This is a genomic window from Salisaeta longa DSM 21114 (assembly GCF_000419585.1).
Taxonomy (GTDB): domain Bacteria; phylum Bacteroidota; class Rhodothermia; order Rhodothermales; family Salinibacteraceae; genus Salisaeta; species Salisaeta longa.
This window is the reverse complement of record NZ_ATTH01000003.1, coordinates 23044-40943: the sequence shown is the minus strand read 5'-3', so window position 1 is coordinate 40943 and position 17900 is coordinate 23044. Positions and strand designations below refer to the sequence as shown.

10 protein-coding genes are annotated in these 17900 nt (G+C 53.8%); 7 read left to right on the top strand and 3 right to left on the bottom strand.

Annotated elements, in window-relative coordinates; all coding sequences use genetic code 11:
• The first annotated feature begins 85 nt into the window (after positions 1 to 85).
• The 6 genes from SALLO_RS18570 (at position 86) to SALLO_RS18330 (ending at position 7213) form a co-directional block, all read left to right on the top strand.
• On the top strand, positions 86 to 391 hold the full coding sequence (locus SALLO_RS18570) for a hypothetical protein (protein WP_157621536.1): 306 nt from the start codon (positions 86 to 88) through the stop codon (positions 389 to 391).
• 422 nt (positions 392 to 813) lie between these two features.
• Positions 814 to 1065 carry a hypothetical protein gene (locus SALLO_RS18565; RefSeq protein WP_157621534.1) on the top strand — a complete coding sequence of 84 codons (252 nt, stop codon included), beginning with the start codon at positions 814 to 816 and terminating at the stop codon, positions 1063 to 1065.
• A 195-nt stretch (positions 1066 to 1260) separates the two neighbouring features.
• Positions 1261 to 2649, top strand: coding sequence for a GTPase family protein (locus SALLO_RS17470; protein WP_169577943.1), 1389 nt, complete (start codon positions 1261 to 1263; stop codon positions 2647 to 2649).
• A gap of 549 nt (positions 2650 to 3198) precedes the next feature.
• On the top strand, positions 3199 to 3870 hold the full coding sequence (gene parA / locus SALLO_RS0114070) for a ParA family partition ATPase (RefSeq protein WP_022836937.1): 672 nt from the start codon (positions 3199 to 3201) through the stop codon (positions 3868 to 3870).
• Complete coding sequence (locus SALLO_RS17465; RefSeq protein WP_022836936.1) at positions 3836 to 4066, top strand: plasmid partition protein ParG; 231 nt, start codon at positions 3836 to 3838, stop codon at positions 4064 to 4066. The genes parA and SALLO_RS17465 overlap by 35 nt, the downstream gene beginning before the upstream one ends.
• A gap of 1050 nt (positions 4067 to 5116) precedes the next feature.
• On the top strand, positions 5117 to 7213 hold the full coding sequence (locus SALLO_RS18330; protein WP_084696350.1) for a competence protein CoiA: 2097 nt from the start codon (positions 5117 to 5119) through the stop codon (positions 7211 to 7213).
• A 49-nt stretch (positions 7214 to 7262) separates the two neighbouring features.
• Here SALLO_RS18330 and SALLO_RS0114045 read toward each other — a convergent pair whose 3' ends face one another.
• Positions 7263 to 8360 (bottom strand): tyrosine-type recombinase/integrase, encoded by a 1098-nt coding sequence (locus tag SALLO_RS0114045; protein WP_022836935.1) that lies wholly within the window; start codon positions 8358 to 8360, stop codon positions 7263 to 7265.
• Between the two features lie 680 nt (positions 8361 to 9040).
• Here SALLO_RS0114045 and SALLO_RS0114040 point away from each other — a divergent pair.
• Positions 9041 to 11056 carry a hypothetical protein gene (locus SALLO_RS0114040; RefSeq protein WP_022836934.1) on the top strand — a complete coding sequence of 672 codons (2016 nt, stop codon included), beginning with the start codon at positions 9041 to 9043 and terminating at the stop codon, positions 11054 to 11056.
• A gap of 98 nt (positions 11057 to 11154) precedes the next feature.
• Here the strand turns inward: SALLO_RS0114040 and SALLO_RS0114035 are convergent, their stop codons facing one another.
• Both SALLO_RS0114035 and SALLO_RS0114030 read right to left on the bottom strand, forming a co-directional pair.
• Positions 11155 to 12375, bottom strand: coding sequence for a macro domain-containing protein (locus tag SALLO_RS0114035; protein ID WP_022836933.1), 1221 nt, complete (start codon positions 12373 to 12375; stop codon positions 11155 to 11157).
• Positions 12376 to 12459: 84 nt separating this feature from the next.
• Positions 12460 to 17898 carry an ATP-binding protein gene (locus SALLO_RS0114030; protein ID WP_022836932.1) on the bottom strand — a complete coding sequence of 1813 codons (5439 nt, stop codon included), beginning with the start codon at positions 17896 to 17898 and terminating at the stop codon, positions 12460 to 12462.
• Positions 17899 to 17900 lie beyond the last annotated feature (2 nt).

Sequence of the window (17900 nt, the reverse complement as noted above, 5' to 3'; positions counted from 1 at the left end):
TGGGCTTCGATCAGGTGCTGTTCTGGAAAAATCCGGAAAAGGAAGCGTTCCCTGCCCCCTTTTTGACGGGATATCCGAAAAAGATTTGATCTTTTCCACTCCAGTGCCGTATGTAGATATTGAATGGCGGTCTTCCGTACCGCTGTTTGACGCATGTGCGTTGCGCATGTGGTTTTTCCTCTGCATCGGCGGTGCCCTGTCAAAAGCAGCCGATTGCAATTTGGGATTTTGCCCGTCCTGGCCACGTGCCGGGACGGGTTTTTTATGTCAAAGCGCCCCGGTGGCCATCGAGGCGATGCTGCATTGCATATTTACTGAACCGCATAAACTCAATATGGAGACAATGGCACCCATTATCAAGGTGTTCTGCCTTCATTTTCAGCATTATTGAAAAGCCGCGCATGTTTGTCTTCGATCCGCCACGGCTAATCCACCACGGCTAAAACGACTTTTCCTTCCGAATGACGGAAGGGCGCAGGCTTAAGCAGATCGCAGCAAGCCAACACGAGAAGAGCTAATCCTTGTACATACGGGGCGGCATGCGAGGAGAGGCAACCCAGTCAGAAACTTGCGACTTATGCAGTGCCGTGCTACGTTGTAATCCAATACCGGGCGACACACGGGCATAGACACCGTCGCCGTGTCGCTCATAATGTGCTATGCCCACTTTGTTGATATAGCAGCGGGCCCGATACACCCGTTGCATTGACCTTCAGGCGTTTGCGCGAAATTATGGATACGTGCTATGTCAAGTGTGTTGATGTAAGTATAGGTTATGAATCCTTTCCACTGAGAAAGTGAGCATCAGTGCAAATGGAAAAAGAAAGCAAATGGAAGTTCGTTCTTTATCATGGCGTTCTCCTCTGGGGTTATCCCTCGGGGCTGTTTGCCAAATCAATAGAGCTATCTCCGCTTGGTGTACACCTTCCGACATTTGACTCGCTGGTGGAAGGTGCAATCTTCTTGGTCGTTTGGACAGTTTCCGGAATTGCGTTTGGCAGTTGGATGTGGTACCACAGAGAGAAAAACCGTAAGTTCGATGGGAAGGCGTCTGAAGCTTCATGATACAGTGTTGCACCTGACAATGAATGCGGGCGACTTAGTTCGCTCGCGCTGCCCGAAAACGCTTTGTCTGTCTGGAGAGTGCCCAAGCTATATCTCCGCAGGTGAACTTAACCGTTATGTGGTGCATGCGCCACATAAATTATTCTCAATAAACGTTGCAAAGACATGAACAATAGTAGGTCCCAGAATGGACGCATGAGAAAAAGCATCAATGATGTTATTGGAGATCTCTTCAACCTCGCAAGTGTCAAAGATGTTTTTGAGCTTGGAGAGGCTATCCTTGAACATTTGAATGAGCGCCTGGATACAGAGCAAGTTGAACATGACTCAGACACTGTCGCCAAGACCCTGCATCGCATCCAGTCGGGACGTCCTCCACGTGTCGCTCTCGCCGGGATGACCTCAGCCGGCAAGACAAGTCTTATTAATTCACTGTTTGGCGATCCAGTTGCTCTTGCTAAGCGCACGCCAGATACCACAAGTGCCGTTCTCCGCGTCACCTTCAGCAGTGGGTTGATAGTTTATGATACACCGGGGGTTGGAGGTGACGAGGAATATGAGAACGTCACACGGCAATTTTTGGGCATACCTCAAGATCCAGACTTGGATGCGGTTGAATCTGTGCCATTCCAGAGCTCACCCGAGGCCGCCGTACGGCATCTCACGCCTCATCAAATCGAACAAGAGGCGCCTGTGGATGCAGTTTTATTCGTGATTGATGCGTCGCGCACGATGACGCGCCCGGACAGAGCCTTGCTCCGCAATATTCTCCTTGAGCTACGTGAGCAATACGGCGATCATGTAATCGTTGCAGCCACCCACATTGATGTCCTCAATCGTCTCTCAGCTGACGAGCGCGACAAGATGCTCCAGTACGTCAGCAATGTGTCGGATGGTGACGCTGTACCCGTCTCTGTAGGAGATGACGGAACGGGAGAAGGACTGGATGATCTGGTCCTGCGGCTTTCTCGCAGTATGCCCTCTGATGTAAGATTATCTAAGCTCCAGGAATCTCTGGTCGAAGAGCGCAAGCTGGAACGTTTGTCGTTCGTCGTTACAGAGGCAAGCAGTCTTCTAGCAGCAATTATGTTGCTTGATGGCGGCAGCGATGAGGAAATTCAAATCCTTACACTTACGCTCTATGCCTTGGTGAGCCAACACTATGCAGTAGATGAGTCAACATGGCTTAGGTGCAATGGCGATGCCGAGAAGCTAAGCGAACATGTCAGGAGCAAAGGTGTCTCAGAGCAAAATAAACCACGAAAGCCGCGTGGATTTTGGGAGAACGTACGGGCGGCCTTCTTTGGCGAGGAGTTCTATACCACCGTCCGAGTGAACAAGCCGGTCGGCGTTGATGGTCTTCTAGTGTTGCTTCCATCCTACTATCACTTTCTCTACACCCAGTCGTCGCCAGCAACGAGCAGGCTGGGTGAACCAGAAATAGAACAAGCGATCAATGAACGCAGCAGCAAAATGCAAAAGCTAGTTGCGAAGCGGTTGACGAGTAAGCTGAGTTCTGAACTGACGCAACTGATGGCCGACTTGTACAAAATATCCGAGTACGACACTAACCATCCGATCTAGCTAGCAGACGCACGGCTTTGGCGTTCCACCCGTGGTGGTGGCTCACATGGTTAGTATCAGGTGCCACTGTGTTAGTATCAGGTGCCACTGTGGTAGCAGACGCGATCACGGTAGCAGGCGCGGCCATAGCAGCATACAGCCGGCGCATCGGAGGTCTGACTCCCGGTTATCCAGCATTATTGAAAAGCCGCGCATGTTTGTCTTCGATCCGCCACGGCTAAAGGAACTTTGCCTTCCGAGCCACGGAAGGGCCCAGGTTTAATTAGATCGCAGCAAGCCAACATGAGAAGAGCCAGCTCATTAGCGCAACACGGCTCTTGCCTCCGACGACAGCAGATCGTACCCCACGGCCCCTTCACCTGATCAAGCAGACGTACTTGCACTCAAAAGCTCAAATGATCATTTGAGCAAACGTGTATTTGCGTAAGTGATCAAAAAAATCGCATCGAAGATAAGCCTCTTCAGAGCCAAGGGAGCAGGCTTTACACTCTCATCGGCCTGTCGTATCTTGATGATCAGATCCCCAAAAACTCAAATGATCATTTTATCATGGCGACAGTCATCGCTGTTCTAAACAGCAAGGGTGGTAGCGGTAAGAGCACCATAAGCACCAATCTTGCTGGTGCGCTGCAGCTCGATGGATACTCCGTTATCATTGCGGACTCAGACCCGCAAGGGACGGCACGAGATTGGCGCCGGGTTCAAGAAGAAGACAGCAATCTTCCGGGCGTGGTTGGTATCGATCGTCCGACGCTGAAGAAAGATACGAAAGAAATCGAGCACGCCTTCGATTTCATTGTGATCGACGGAGCGGCCAAGCTACAAGAGATGATTGTCTCGGCCGTCAAGGCAGCTGATGTAGTTCTCATTCCGATCCAACCCAGTGCAGCCGATATCTGGGCTGTCTCAGAAATGGTTGAACTCATTAAGACGCGCCAAGAAATAACCGACGGCCGTCCGAAGGCTTGTTTCGTGATCAACCGTGCAATCGTGGGGACGAACGTCGCCAGTGAGGTAGACGAGGCGGTTGAAGCCTACGGCATTCCAATTCTGGATGCACGCACGCATCAGCGAATAGCGTTTGTTGAGGCCCTAGCTGAAGGGGCGACTGTTGTTCATAATGCGAAGGGAAGTAAAGCTGCAAACGAAATCACCACGATCAAGAATCAATTATTGGAGTTCATCCATGGCGAAGAAGAACACGCTGTCGAACGCCGCTAAAGCAAAATCGGGAGGTTACTCAGCAAGTATCGAGGAGCTAAAGAAGAAAGTGGCCGGCGATGACGAGCGCCGTAAGCGGCTAAACGTCGAAATTCCCGAGTCCCTGCACACAGAGTTGAAGGTATACGCTACGCGCCACGGTGCGAGCATGACCGATATTGTGGAGGGGTTGCTGCGTGAGTATTTGGGTGAATAATCAAATGGGTAAATGCACAAACACTCAAATGATCATTTGAGAAGGTGATGACTGGTAATAGTGGGGGCTGCATGGTTATCTCACTTGATGTGTACACAAAGGCGACTAAATTAAAAGCCCCTTCAATCCCGCTCAAGCTGCTCATCTCACCTTCGTAGAGCGCCTCGTCATTGAGGCTCTTTGTTCATTTGGACTCAAGCTACTTGGCGAAGATTAGGTTGTTGACTCGGAAAGCCAACATCCGAGGAACCGGCCGGGATATGCCCGAAGAGGTTTTGCAGCACTTCCTTGGCGATAGGCATCCACAGACTGCAGCCGCCTACTACATACGCGTAGACCGACATTGTGAAGGAAGCACTTCTTCATCATTTAGGTAAATCATCAAATGAGTAAATGCACAAACACTCAAATGATCATTCAAAAATATGCCCTGTAAGGGTCGAAGCATGCAGGCATGCCTGAGATACGGCTGCATGGATGGTTCTGGATCCAGCAGCCACCGGGTATGTGCGAAGGGCACGCACGAGCCCTCTAAGGTGATCGCAAAGTGCAGCGCGGCCATTATTCTTTCTGCAACTAGCACCGTCGGGTACCATCCTGATGAGATGCCCGGAGATTTTCTGAGCCACTTCCTTGGTCATAAGCTTCTGAAGATCACACAGGTCCACTAGACCCTCAAGCGCAGACCAATATTGTGGAGAGGGGCTTCTTGATCGTTTGGGCAAATCATCAAGTGAATAAACACTCAAGTACTCAAATGATCATTTGAGGACGTGTGCTACAGAGATTCGGTGCATTCGGACGTGCTTGAGATGCGACTGAACGGATGGTTCTGGGTCTGACCGTTCGGCATCCGCGACAGGTCGGCTTTTCTCGCACGTGCTCCCTCAATACGCTTAAGCAGCCGTTCTATGCCTAGGTTATACATCCTGTACTGTCAAGACCATATGGGAGAGAACTACGTATTTTTGTTGAGCTTGTGACGACAGAAGTATATATGGCGGCTCATGTGGTCGAAACAATCACTACAGCAAATGTCTCTTCTCGCACATGCTTAGCGCCCTTCACGGCACCACTTCAATATTTGCTCCAGAGGCTTCACTCGACAAAGTTCGTCTGCTCAGTAAGCGACGTGCTCTCCGTTGTCCAGCCTGTGATCAGCCCGTCTACTTCAAGGGACGGGAAGGGGGCACTGTGACTTGGCATTTCGCTCACTATGATGGGGCAGATTGCTCTCTCGATGATCCCGACTATGGACCAGAAAGCCGTGAGCACAAGCTGCTCAAGTGGGCAATCTATCAGTGGCTGATGAACTCATTTGGTGGATCTTGCGTGCACGTCGAAAAGAAAATTGAGACCGGCCAAGTTGCCGATGTGCTCCTCATTACAAACAAACGCCGCATTGCGTTTGAAGTACAGCGCTCTCCCATCAGTGCAGAAGCCTGGCAGGAACGGCGCGACAAGTATCGGGAAGCCTCAGTCCATGACGTATGGATGCTTGTAGGAGATCGCCATTTTGATTTGATATGTTCTGATCCGTCTAGCGAAGACTTCTCAACAGAACACAACTCTCCAGGAAAGGAGACTGTCCGCAAAAGCCTTTCTCACGACACAATCAGTCAAGCGGTCGATTGTAAGTCAACTCCTGCCTGTGAACGCACCATCGCATTAAAACCTGGTCATCTGGCGCGTGGACTCTTCGCGGCTGATGGGCGTCTTCTCTGGGTTCCAGAAGACGCCGTTGACCATCTAAAGGAAAAAACCTCAGGAGTAGCTCCTCCTAGCCCTTCCGAGGTGAATCTGAGAGAGATTGACGGCATTGGTTATGTTTATAGCAGTGCGGAGGGTGACCCTACAGAGACTATCGAACAGCTCAAGCGTCGACCGTTTTCTAAACAACCCCAGCATCTCGTAGCCCCCAACACCTGGAGAGCCATATCAAAAACTAAGGAGATTGACTGTGTTCTATCTTCTATCATGTCAATTACTAAATTTAACCTTTGTGTTGAGTCCGTAAACAAAGATATCTCAGGTTCTGAGGCTAATACCTCAGGACTAGCTGGCTCCTCAATTGCGTTTGAGAGCCCGTATCGCTCTGCCAAGTCTTACTCCGACGCATGGACCTGGGAGCAGGCATCACACCAATGGAACATGGGTTGGGAGCGCCGAAGACAGGCATACGAGGAGCGTGAGCGTCGCGCTCGGGATAAGGCTTGGAGAGTACTTGATACTAAGATCGGCCAAGTGGTTTATGATAAGTTGCCCGAGATTCTTGAGGGATGCCGCACCTTGTTCAAGTCTGCTCGCGACATGAAGAAGGGCGCTATATGCAACCATATAGGCCTTGAGAGCGGCATACAAAAATGGCCAGTTGAGAACTGGACTCCTTTGGCTGACTTGGATACAGAACTGGATTGGGTTTTCGGTGTCGACCGACGTTTATGGCAGACCGTCGCTTATTCTACGCAGTTCTACCACCCCTACGCAAAGAGGTACAGGGAGCGCGTGGATTTAGGTCACCTCAGAGGGTATAAGGATGTGAGATCTGGCTATCTGCTGAAGGCCCTTCACGAAGCTCAACTGTTGAAGCCACCTTCGCTTGAAAAAACGCTGGAGGATACAAGTGAAAAAGTACAGAAAGTAATTCAACAGGCAACAAACAAGATCACGGGTAAATCCTCATCTGAAAACAAATACGATTACCCCAATCCGACACGCATTAGGAGCCAGATCACATTCCATGGGATTCGCCACATAGCAGCAGAAAGCTACTTGGCCCAATTAGCTCGCCTCGGATTTCTGTATGGGAATGGGCCTTTCCATGGCAACCCTGTGCACGGTAAGGGCCTGCTCTGGTACTTGAAGAGTGCACGACGTCTAGTGGAGAAGAGCCACGTTACATCTCGTGAATTTGCTCTGATTGGGCGCACCTGGCTGGATGTTGCCGTGCTTTGTGCAGACGTACAAGAATACGAATTACAATCTTTTTTTATTAAATCTCCGCACTATCCACCCTACTTCAAAGATGACGAACGAGCACGATTAGGCTGTGCCATTCAAGAGGATAGGATACCGTTCCATGTTGGTGATGCGGAATTATGCGACCGGGATGGATGTGTGCTCGTTTCTCTTGACTGGAAGCGATAGTATAATATAGCGTGCTAGAGGAAAAAGAATCTGGAGGCACGGGGCTCAGTCAAATTCTGATCCGCTCGATTTCCTCGCGGCTGGCCTGTTGGCGGCGGCGGTCATAGAGCCGGGTGGTCTCAGGAGAGGCGTGCCCGGCGATGTGCTGCGCCATTTCGAGGTCGCCGCCGTTTTCGAGGTAGGTGGTAATGCCGGTGCCACGAAAGGTGTGGCAGCAGACCTGCTCCGGGTCGAAGCCTGCTTCTTTCGCACGGCGCTTGACCATGTGGAGAATGTTAGCCGGGAGAATGCGTTTGCCAGTGAGCGTGCCACTGCGTCCCTGGAGCGATTGAAAGAGCGGCGCGTTCTTCTTTTTGCGGATGCCGGCGGCATCGAGATAGGCCTCTAGGTAGTCTTGCATCTTATGATGGGCGGGAATGGAGCGCTCTTGCCCGCCTTTTTCGCGCAGGCGTAAAAAGCGCCGGTGGCCCGCGCGGTAGTAGTCGCCGACGCTAAGACGCGCGACGGCCGAGACGCGGGCGAAGGTGTAGATCATAACGCCGATGATGGCCCGGTCGCGAAGACGCCCGACACCTACGCCCTTGGCACTTTGGGCAGCAACAGAATCCTTCCCAACGATTGAATCGTCGCCACCGCTTAGACCCGGTTTGGCATCTGTACCTTGCTCGTCGCTCGTGCGCTGACTATCCGTCGGTTGACCACCCGGTCCTGGGCCTCCCGCGGTGTGTACAATCGCATCTAAAAGGTCACGGGTTTCGCCGGCGGTAAGCACTGGGGTCGTGCCCTCGCGCCGCACGAGCTTCGGCGGGCGTACGGGTGCTGCCGGATTGGATTCGACGACTTGACCGGTAACGAGCCAATCGTAGAGCCGGGAGATAGCTGAGAGATGCTGCTTGATGGTGGCCGGGGCGCGAGTGTCTTGCTCCACGTAGGCTGCCACGTGAACCGGCTCAATGGTATTAAGCGTTAGGCCGTGGCCCGCCGCCCAGTCAAAAAATTGGCGGACGGCGCGGCCATAAGCATCACGCGTATTTTTGTTGCGGATCTCGGCGGTAAAGAACTCGATGATGCGCCGTGCGGCATTGTCGCCTGCATCATCTAGTATAGCCGGCAGATCTGCGCGCAGCTGCGGAATGAGATTGGGCATTGAAGAGAACCCTTAGAGGGTTCGTCTTTTGTTGGATAACTCGCTTTATATTATACTGCTTGCCATCATGGTACGCCCTGCCAGCACACAAACGCAAGCGCTTACGGGAGCGCCGCGCTCTTGCAAGTACCGGCTTTACACTGCAGTGCCTAAACGACGCTAGTCACTTTTCTTCGCGTGGCCCTTCCTGCCTCACGTCTCCTATGTCACTACCCTCATTTTGCGCCTCTTTGTCTCGCGCGAGACATGGCAAAAACTCCCTTTAACTGCACCAGCAGTACATGGATAGAGCCAGACGCATCTAAAAAGATCAACAGGCTTTGCGGTTAGCAGCGCGGGGATCATGTCATTTGCGATTTGTTTGTCAACCCCAGCCCGTTCATTATGCAGTTCATTATGCAGTGTGTAGGCCCAAATACAAACGTTCTCTCGGATCATCTCGACCGGTATCGGCCGTATCGAGTGAAGCCCGGCTAAGTATCCGTAAATGTCTTTACCGTCGGGGGGGCATCGGGGCATCTTCTTTCCAATTGCGTAGATCGTCTTGCCTGCAGGAGACGATTATGGGGGAGGAGTTGGCCAAGGTCGTAGAGCGGCTTTTTTGCAGCGGTCGACTCGGACTCTCCATCAGGTGATCGCAATCGACCGCGAGTTTATCGCTACATATAGCCTCAACCGTGATGAAATACAGTCTCTTCGTTGACGAATCAGGTCATTTCGGCTACGATGATAAAAAAGAAGCCTGGGTCGTTGGAGGCGTGCTTTGTCCGATGGGTCGGAATTCCGCGGAGAAGACAATCGGCAACCGGCTGAATCCAATTCCTAGCCAGTATGGGCTGAGCGGTCGTGATGCAATGCATCGAACAGATCTCCTGCGAGCTGCTCTGTCGGGGACTGCTGAATGGACTATTCCCAGGATAGACGACCTGACAGAGACAATTTTCCAAACTGTCCACAAGACAGCACCGAGAGCTCAGCTTCTCGCTGTGCGTAATCCTGATCAGCGCAGCTTATCGCATCCCGAGGAGACGTACCGCTTGATGCTCCTCGACTTGATCGGGTTGGCCGATGCAACGCTTCCGGCCGATCAGCCTCTAGATCGTCTTGAGCTGTGCATCGCCTCCCGGACTCGAAGGGGTGAGGGTCGAATGTCTACCAGAGACGACCTGTCTAGCGTGCTTAAGCGCATCGAAGACGCGATCGAGGTGGACCTGGCTTCACGGGGCCTGCTGGGCGTTTTGGATGACGATATCTCCCTTCAGCAACAGAAGACGTCCTGGATGCTCACCGTGGCAGACTTCTGGTGCAACACCGTCTATAACCAGCGCCATGAGGGGCCACAACGAATCGTCAATAGCATTGTCCAAAATGGTCGCGGACGAGTCTTCACGACCGGAGGCGATGACGCCCGGATCCGCCGCGCCCAGGTTGCCGAACGCGACGGCATGTTTGGACTGGCCCTCTACCGGTGGGCCTCGTTGCCCTTGGAGGGTGACGAGGCGCATCGGCAGCGCGAGGCTCTGAGGCGCCTCTGTCAACAGGTGACCGGCCTTTCGACACGAAGCCCACGTCCGACGTTCGAGGTGGTCATTGAAATGCTTTGGCGAGACTTTGGCGAAACCGAGCGACACGATACGTTTCTGGCGAGCCTAAGCCGGGTTATCGACGCCTTGGAGAGCATCGCTGAAGACGAATCGCGCTCAACGCTACAACCCATCCTTTTCCGCATGCGCAACATGTTACAGCTTGCGGCCAACCGGGATGGACAAACGGAACGGGCCAAAGCCGTCGGCGCACAGCAGAAAGCAGTAGAGCGCCAGTTGGTCCAAGACCCCGCGAACTTCTCGCTCGTGCTTGATAGCCAGCTCATCCGCATTCACACGCTTCAGCATACGCTCCGCTTTGACCAGGCGCTGGAGGTTGCCACGAAGCACCGCGACCGGGTGACGATGTATGGCGATTTGTGGGACCTTTACGAGGATGACACCTACGAGGAGGATGCTGATGCATTTGAAGCGTCTCGCATGAACCTCAAGGCAACCATGACATGGATCCTGGCGAGGATCCAGGCCGCAACAGTCGATGAACCTTTGGATGACGTACTGGCCGCCATTGAGCGGCTTCGGAAGGTTGACATGGCGTCCTATGATCGTGGGCGACTTCTCAACTACAGTATCTTGGCTCGCTTGAAACGCGGATGGTTTGAGGGGGCACTGAGCGAGAGTAAGACAGCCCTGCGGGAAGCAGCTGAGCAAGAACCGCCCAGCCCATACGCGATTGCGCATGCGATGCGTGCGGCGGCAACTACTGCTCTTGCTGACAAGGCAACCCACCACTCTGTGATCATGACCGTCTACGAGACGGCATTGGACTTCATAGAGGACGAGGCACGAGGCGTGTTTTGGGCTCTTACCAAACGGGACCGTGCACTCTTGGAGATGCTAATGAATAGCGACACCAAGGCGTCACGAAAGGCTCTAGGACAGGGGAAGGCGGCTCTTACCTGGAATACGGGAACAGCAAAGACAGCAATTCGCCAGTGGGTGGAATGGACATTCGACGTGACGGGGCAGTGCATCAGCAAAGAAAATGCATTCCGCATGCACGTCCCCGAGAGGTTCCAAGAGGTCGTGGGCCAAGCTACGCTTGAGGGGCACTCTGGCCTGCTCCGCGTACGCCGCGTGAGTCCGTACTGAGCAGACGCCTTCGCATCAGCGGGACGCACATGTCCTGATGTCGGAGGCATCCCAGCGTGCAAACGTCGTGCATCCAGCTAGCGTCTGACGCCAACCTCTCACGCGCCATTCTCACGTGGGAGACGGAAGACCTCACCCGAGTGGGGAATGACATACCGCCAGTGTTCGGGGCTCCATCGCTCCAGAATGCCTGTACGATCTCCGGAACGTCCCAGCCATGGCGCGAGCAAAGACAAATCTGGACTGCCTCGCTCTCCTCGCAGAGACTTCCACGTCGAGACGTCTACGAAAGCTTCGACGTCTTCGCGGATTGCGTCCGCCGGACGAAAACTGCGTCCGTGCGCAATCGCATTTCGGTCTTGATTGATACGCAGCAGGCGTTCCCTCGTCTCGCAGTCATGAAGCATGCGATGGGCGAGAAACCGCGTCCATTCGTCCGCAGCGGCCATCGCGACACCCTCTGATCGCTCGCACGCTTTCCGTCGCAGATATCCGAACGAGGTCATCGTTCCGGAGGCAATCACGTCTTCTGGTCGTAGCGGGACGGAATGCCGCGCGGCCAGATGGGAAAACATGTAGTGGATCAGAAGCTCCACGTATCGAACCATCGTCCAAGCGCCCCACTTCGGACTGTTTGTCTGAACCGCCTCCTCTTCAAAACGGTCGAGGTGCGGAATACCGAGTCGCAGCGGCTCCCATTGAAATCCTTCGGTCTGTTGATCAATGACCGACTGAACCACAGAATTTAGAACGGGACCAACCAGCGGAGCATCGTACACCACCAGCCAGATGTCCCGAACATTGGAAAAGGAGGCAGAGCGGGCAAACCGCATGAGGGTGTTCATGAACTCATAGGCCAGCAGGGCCGGATCGAGACGGAAGAGACCGCACCCGATCATTGGAAAGGCAATCGACGACGTCTCTGAGGCCGCAAACCGCTCTAGCACTTCTCGAATTCCACTGGTGATGATGCGGACAAACTCTGACTCTTCGTCCTCTTCGCTCGCTTCTGGGTCAAGCCACTCATGCGAATGATGAAACCCAATGTGGTAGATGGACTCGTACGTGTCTGGGGCTTTTGTCTTTAGCACCGTGCCACGAGGAAGAGCACGGCCTTGCGTCTTCGCGTTCAACTGATCTTGTACAGCGTCCCCGTATCGGAGATAGATCTGCCCTCGAACGGTATGAGAATCCGAATGAGGATAGAAATCGGTCTGGTCGCTACTGACGATGGCGCGGGCGGGCACTTCAAAGATGTCGTCGTGGACGAGGTGGAAGCGGATGTTGCCGAACGTCCAGGTTTGAGGAAGCGCAGACATTGGATATGAGTGGTTGACATCTTCGGGGCAGGAGCGCTCACGTTCGAGGGGCAGGTACCGACTTCGTGCTCCGGTAGTCCGCAGCTATAGGGCGGCCATCTCAAAGATCACTTCTGCTTTGGCAGTGAACGTAGCGTCGTCCATCTCGCCATTCGCATGAGCCGCAACGAGCGAATCAAACTTGGCGCGGAATGAGTCGGGCAACGTTTCGGGATCGCAGTCGTCAGGCAGCGGTGGCCTCTCTGACTCTGTCACAAGCACATCCAACTGCAGCTCCGGACACGCCGCCGCGATCGCCCCTGCAGTGTCCAGGTCGTCCGCTTGCACATGCCCTTGCACCAGCGCATAAACGCCCTCAACGGCTGACTTTTGGTCGAACGGGTACAGTGTTAGGCTTTCACGAAGCAGAGAGCGGGGATCGGCGACATGCTCTAATAGTCCCTCGCGCCAGCTGTGTAGGACATTCGTCCAACCGTCTTTCGTCAGGTCCAGGGTCGGTAGATGCGTCGCTAGTGTCTCGGGCGATCCGGACTGGAAGTTCTGGTTGACAACCGACTGAATCGTATCCGCTCGCCCAGATAAGTCAGCGATAGACATTGTCACCACAACTGCTTGTTCTGCATATCCAGCCTTCGCGAACGCTGTTGCAAGGGCTTCCAATGCTTTCGCACGCCGCTGGGATGTTCTGATCGTCTGAACAGTAGCTTGGGCTTCGTTGAGGACTAGACGGGCTTGCTTGTCGTCTCCTGTTTTTATCCGAGCGGTAGAAATATCGCTCAGCGCTTCTGCACGCGTCAAGTCATCTTGAATCGACTTTGCGGTGGACCGCGCCTCATCAAACAGACCTGCTTTTGCTAGAGCCGTGGCAAGTTTGCCTAACGCCGTATCCGGATAAGATTCACTTTCAATTATCTTTGCAGTGGTGCGAGCTTTGTCTAAGACGGATTGAGCATGCTCATCGTCTCCAGCCTCTACAAGAGCTTCTGCGAGGACTGCTAGCACCCTTGTACGCGTCAAGCTGTCTTCAAACGAATTTACGGTGCTCAGAGCTTCGTCTAAAACGGACTGAGCATGCGCATCGTCCCCAACCTGTACAACAGCCCCTGCAAGCACTACCAGCATCTTAGCACGCATCCAGTTGTGTTTAACTGCTTTTGCAGTGGTTAAGGCTTCGTTGAAGACGGCCTGAGCATGCTCATGGTCTCCAGCCTCCACAAAGGTCTTTGCGAGAACTACCAGCACTCTGGCACGCGTCAAGTCGTCTTCAATTGTGTTTGCGGTGGTCAGAGTTTCATCAAAGACGGACTGAGCATGCTCATGGTCTTCAGCCTCTACAAGAGCTTCTGCGAGGACTGCTAGCACCCTTGCACGCGTCAAGTCATCTTGAATCGACTTTGCGGTGGACCGCGCTTCATCAAACAGACCTGCTTTTGCTAGAGCCGTGGCAAGTTTGCCTAACGCTGTAGCCAGATAAGAGTCACTTTCAATTATTTTTGCAGTGGTGCGAGCATTGTCTAAGACGGACTGAGCATGCTCGTAGTCTCCAGCCTCGACAAGATTCTCTATAAGGGCTGCCAGTACCTCGGCTCGCATCCAGTCGCGTTTAATTTCTTTTGAAGTGCTCAGAGCCTCAACAAAGATCACTTGAGCTTGTTCATGGTTTTCATGTACGAGAGCCCCTGCAAGGGCTGTCAGCACCTTAGAACGCGCGCATTCCCTTTTAATTGCCCGAGCAGTGTTGAGAGCTTCGCCAAGTCGTCTTGCCTTTACTTGAGCATACGCAATACCTTCTATCACATTGGTAGACATCCAGTTGGACCTCATCATCAGAAGGGTAGCGCCCGCTTCTTCAAGTACTGATTTTGCTCTTTCAATATGTCCCGCTTCTGACAAAATGGTTGCTAGCCTTGTCAGTGTCCGGGCACGCTCCTCGTTGCTTCTTATTGCTCGGACAGTGAGATGGATTTGGTCAAACACTAATTGTGATTGTCGAGTATACCCGGCCTCTGCCAAATCACTTGCGAGGTTGCTCAGCTCGATAGTACGGACCTCGTCGCTCACAATTGTCGAAGCGGCGGTGCGAGCTTTTTCGAACGTCGACCGGGACTGTTGTTCGTATCTACCTTTAGCTAAGCCGGTAGCGAGTTTGCTCAGCGCAATAGCATATCCAATCTCGCCTTCGATCTCCTGAGTAGTTGCATAAGCCTCATCGATGTTGCCTTCTTTTGCTTGTGCAAACGCAAGATTTCCATGAGCTATAGCACTCATCCAGTCGCTATCAATCATCTTTATGATAGCGCTAACCGTATCAAGTTGACCTGCTTTTGCCAAAGCGCTGGAAAGGGACTCAAATGATTCATCACGTGCTTTACTGTCTTCAATAGTTTGAGTAATAGTATAGGCATCTTCAAAAAATAATTGCGATTCTTTTTTATATCCTATTTTAAATAATGATAGTGCAATAATTGAGGCAGATTTACAATATACAAGTTTATTTTTTATGTTTTGTATTATATATAGCAAAAAATTAATTAAACCAAGTACATATACATAATATTTTATGTTTAATAATATTGAGTCTATAAAATTATTATTTAATTTTCGTTTATGGTTCGAGTCGTTAATTATTTTTTCACATATTTGTTTGACAACTTTCCCACAGCTATAGTCATCTGTTCTTGATAATATGCCTGATATACCTAGATCTGGAAAAGTAGCCAATACGCGTTCGACCCACCACGTAATGAAGTCTGGATGAGCGAACTTGCTCCAGTTGATTGCTTCAGTGCCAGAGGGAATACGGTCATCAAGCGCATCAAGTACATCGATCGCCTTCTCAGAGACTTGCTCCGCCTCCGGCCGCTTGGCTTGCCGGTCCGCTTCGATCCACAGAAGGCGAAGGATTGCCAAGAAGTATTTCTCTTCTCCCAGGACTTCGATTCGTTGGAGTGCATCGTTCATGCGTCCGGCCTCGGCCCATCGGAACGCCTGGGTCACGTCCTCTTGTGCCTCCTGTGATACAATACCTGCGTCCAGCGTGAGGCGGGCGAGACGAACATCCGACTCAGGCGTGGCGCCGTTCTGCGTGGCATAGACGTCCAACCCATGCTGCATCGCATCGTAGGTGGCATCGTACTGCTTAAACGCGTTTACTTGCGCGTTGCGATACGTAGGATCGCTTAGCAACTTCCAGAGCGCGTCCGGGCGCTCCGCAGTGCGTTGATGCACCGCACCGTAGCGCAGCGCATATCGCCGGGCGGTCTCGTTTTGGCGTTTGTCCCATTCTGCCGTCATTTTGGCCAGATGGTCTCGCATGGCTTGGCAGCCCGCAGCATGTGCTTCCTGCAACCACTCTCTCAGGCTATCGTGAAAGAGCTGAACGGCCTCCTCGGGCGCGTCCTCGCTTGTCGGATAGAGCGTTTCCGGTGGTGCCTCGCGTAGCAGTTCCTTCGTGGCGTGAACGGCTGCGTCGGCGCGCATCGAATTGATTCCCAGCAGCTCGCCGAGGGCGTCAGGCGGGAGAGGCGCCTTCGCTGCAGCCAGCAGGTGCAGCAGGTCCACGGCGTCCTGGTTGGTCCCTCCATCGGTGACGCGGCGAACTGCCGTGCGGTACATCGTTCCCATCTCGCTGGGCAGTGCGCTCACGTCGCCCACTGTCATTTCTCCCTGAAAGAGCGCTTCCACGAGAAGCTTCAGGTACAGCGGGTTCCCTTCGGAACGCTCGGCGACCGCTTCCACATAGGCCTCAGTGAAGTCCGGGTCGTACTTGCTAACCCCATCGTAGAGCATTGCGCGTACGTCGGCTGTCCCCATCGGGCCCAGGGTCATCCGGGAGCGCGTTTCGCGGTGGCGGCTTTCGTAGAACGACTCCGCTTCGGGCGTCTCTCGGCTGGCTACAATTACCGGCAGCCAGCCGCGGGCGGCAGGGATGTGCTGCCCGAGGTCAGTAGCCTCGTCCAGGCCGTCGATCAGCAAAACCGTGCGTTCGGGTGTGCCGCTCGCCTGATCTTGGATGGCCTGCAGGCGAGCACGGAGGTTCTCTTGCAGCGTCACAGACTCATTGCCCATTCCGATGCCCTGTACGCCATAGCGCCGGTCGAACTGGCGACACAGTGACCGCAAGAGGGTCACCGGGTTGTCGCTTCCTTCAGCGCGGCGGATGAAGTACGCGATGACTGGTGGCGGGTCGATCGACTTCCCGTCGTTGCCCGTCAACGGACGTCCGTCGGCGTCTATGCCAGCCTCAACCTCTTTCACGACCTGGGCCAGCAGTGTGCTTTTCCCAATGCCCGGCGCACCGAACACCATCAGGGTGCCTTCTCCATTGGCCACAAAACCGCGCAGGCGAGCACGCTCCTCGCGGCGTCCCTTGAACGTGTCGGTCAGCGCCTCCACCTGCTCGGTGACATCATCAAGGTCTGGTCCGGCCGCCTGCCTCCAGGCGCGAAGCGGAAGGCGTTGCAGAAACGGGTCGTAGAGCGACGAGTCGCGATAGTGGAGCGGTCCCTCGTAATTGAGTTGGTCGACTTCGTTGTGCTTCAGCGCGTTAAAGAAGAAAAACTGTGTCTCCCCTTTTTGCACTGGTCCGGTGTCTGCGTCAGAGAGGCGGGCGATCCCCAAAGGCCAGAGGTCAATTATCGAACGTTCGGCGACCTCGGGGAGCAGGGCTACGGCATGACCTGGCGGCACATTGGCGTCCACGGGCGTGCGCTTCGGCCCTCTCAAAACGTGTGGCGCGGCATCCCCCTCGCTCCGCACCGCCAGGCGAATGCCTGTGAACAGCGGCGAGTGCACTAGCTCTCGTAGTACCGGCAGAAACTGCTCAACATCGCGCTGGCATTCGTCGTCGTTGGGGGTGGCGCCGTGGGCGTACTTGTTGCGGAAGTTCACGAGGTTGTGCTCGTCCTCCAGTCCGGTCAAACGCTCGAAGCGGTTCCATGAGAGTGCAGGCGTCGTCTCGACCGCATCAAACGCCGCAACCGCTTCTCGGAAGAACCGATGCCACGTGCCCAGTGAGGGGGTCTGGAGACTACGTGCGAGCAGCAGCTTCACCGACTTGGGGATGTCGCCCTGGGCTAGCAGGTCGCTAAGGGCAAGTGTGGTATGCCACTTTACGGCCCACTCGATGGCGTCAATCAGACGATGAACCTGTCGAAAGGGCGACGATTCGGCACCGATCAGACGCAACAAATGGTACATTGGGCCTGGCAGGTCCACATCGCGCTCTTCCGAGAGAGGACCCTCGCCCGGATCCAGGCGATCCCATTTGCTTCTGGGTGAGGGCGGCGCTTGGTCTTTCGCCTCCTGCATGAGCGCTCCAATGAGACGTCCCGCCACACTTGCAGCGGCATCTTCCGGCACCCCAGCCTCTTCTGCCTGCTGCTGGAAATCGGCCTTGATGTCTGGAATGCGGCTGTTTTTGTAGCCTTCATCGTGGAACCGATCGCCCAGTTCAGTTGCCAGATCGGCAAACACATCAGAGGAGCGTATCTCACGAAAGAGGGAATCGGGAGAAGCGGACATAA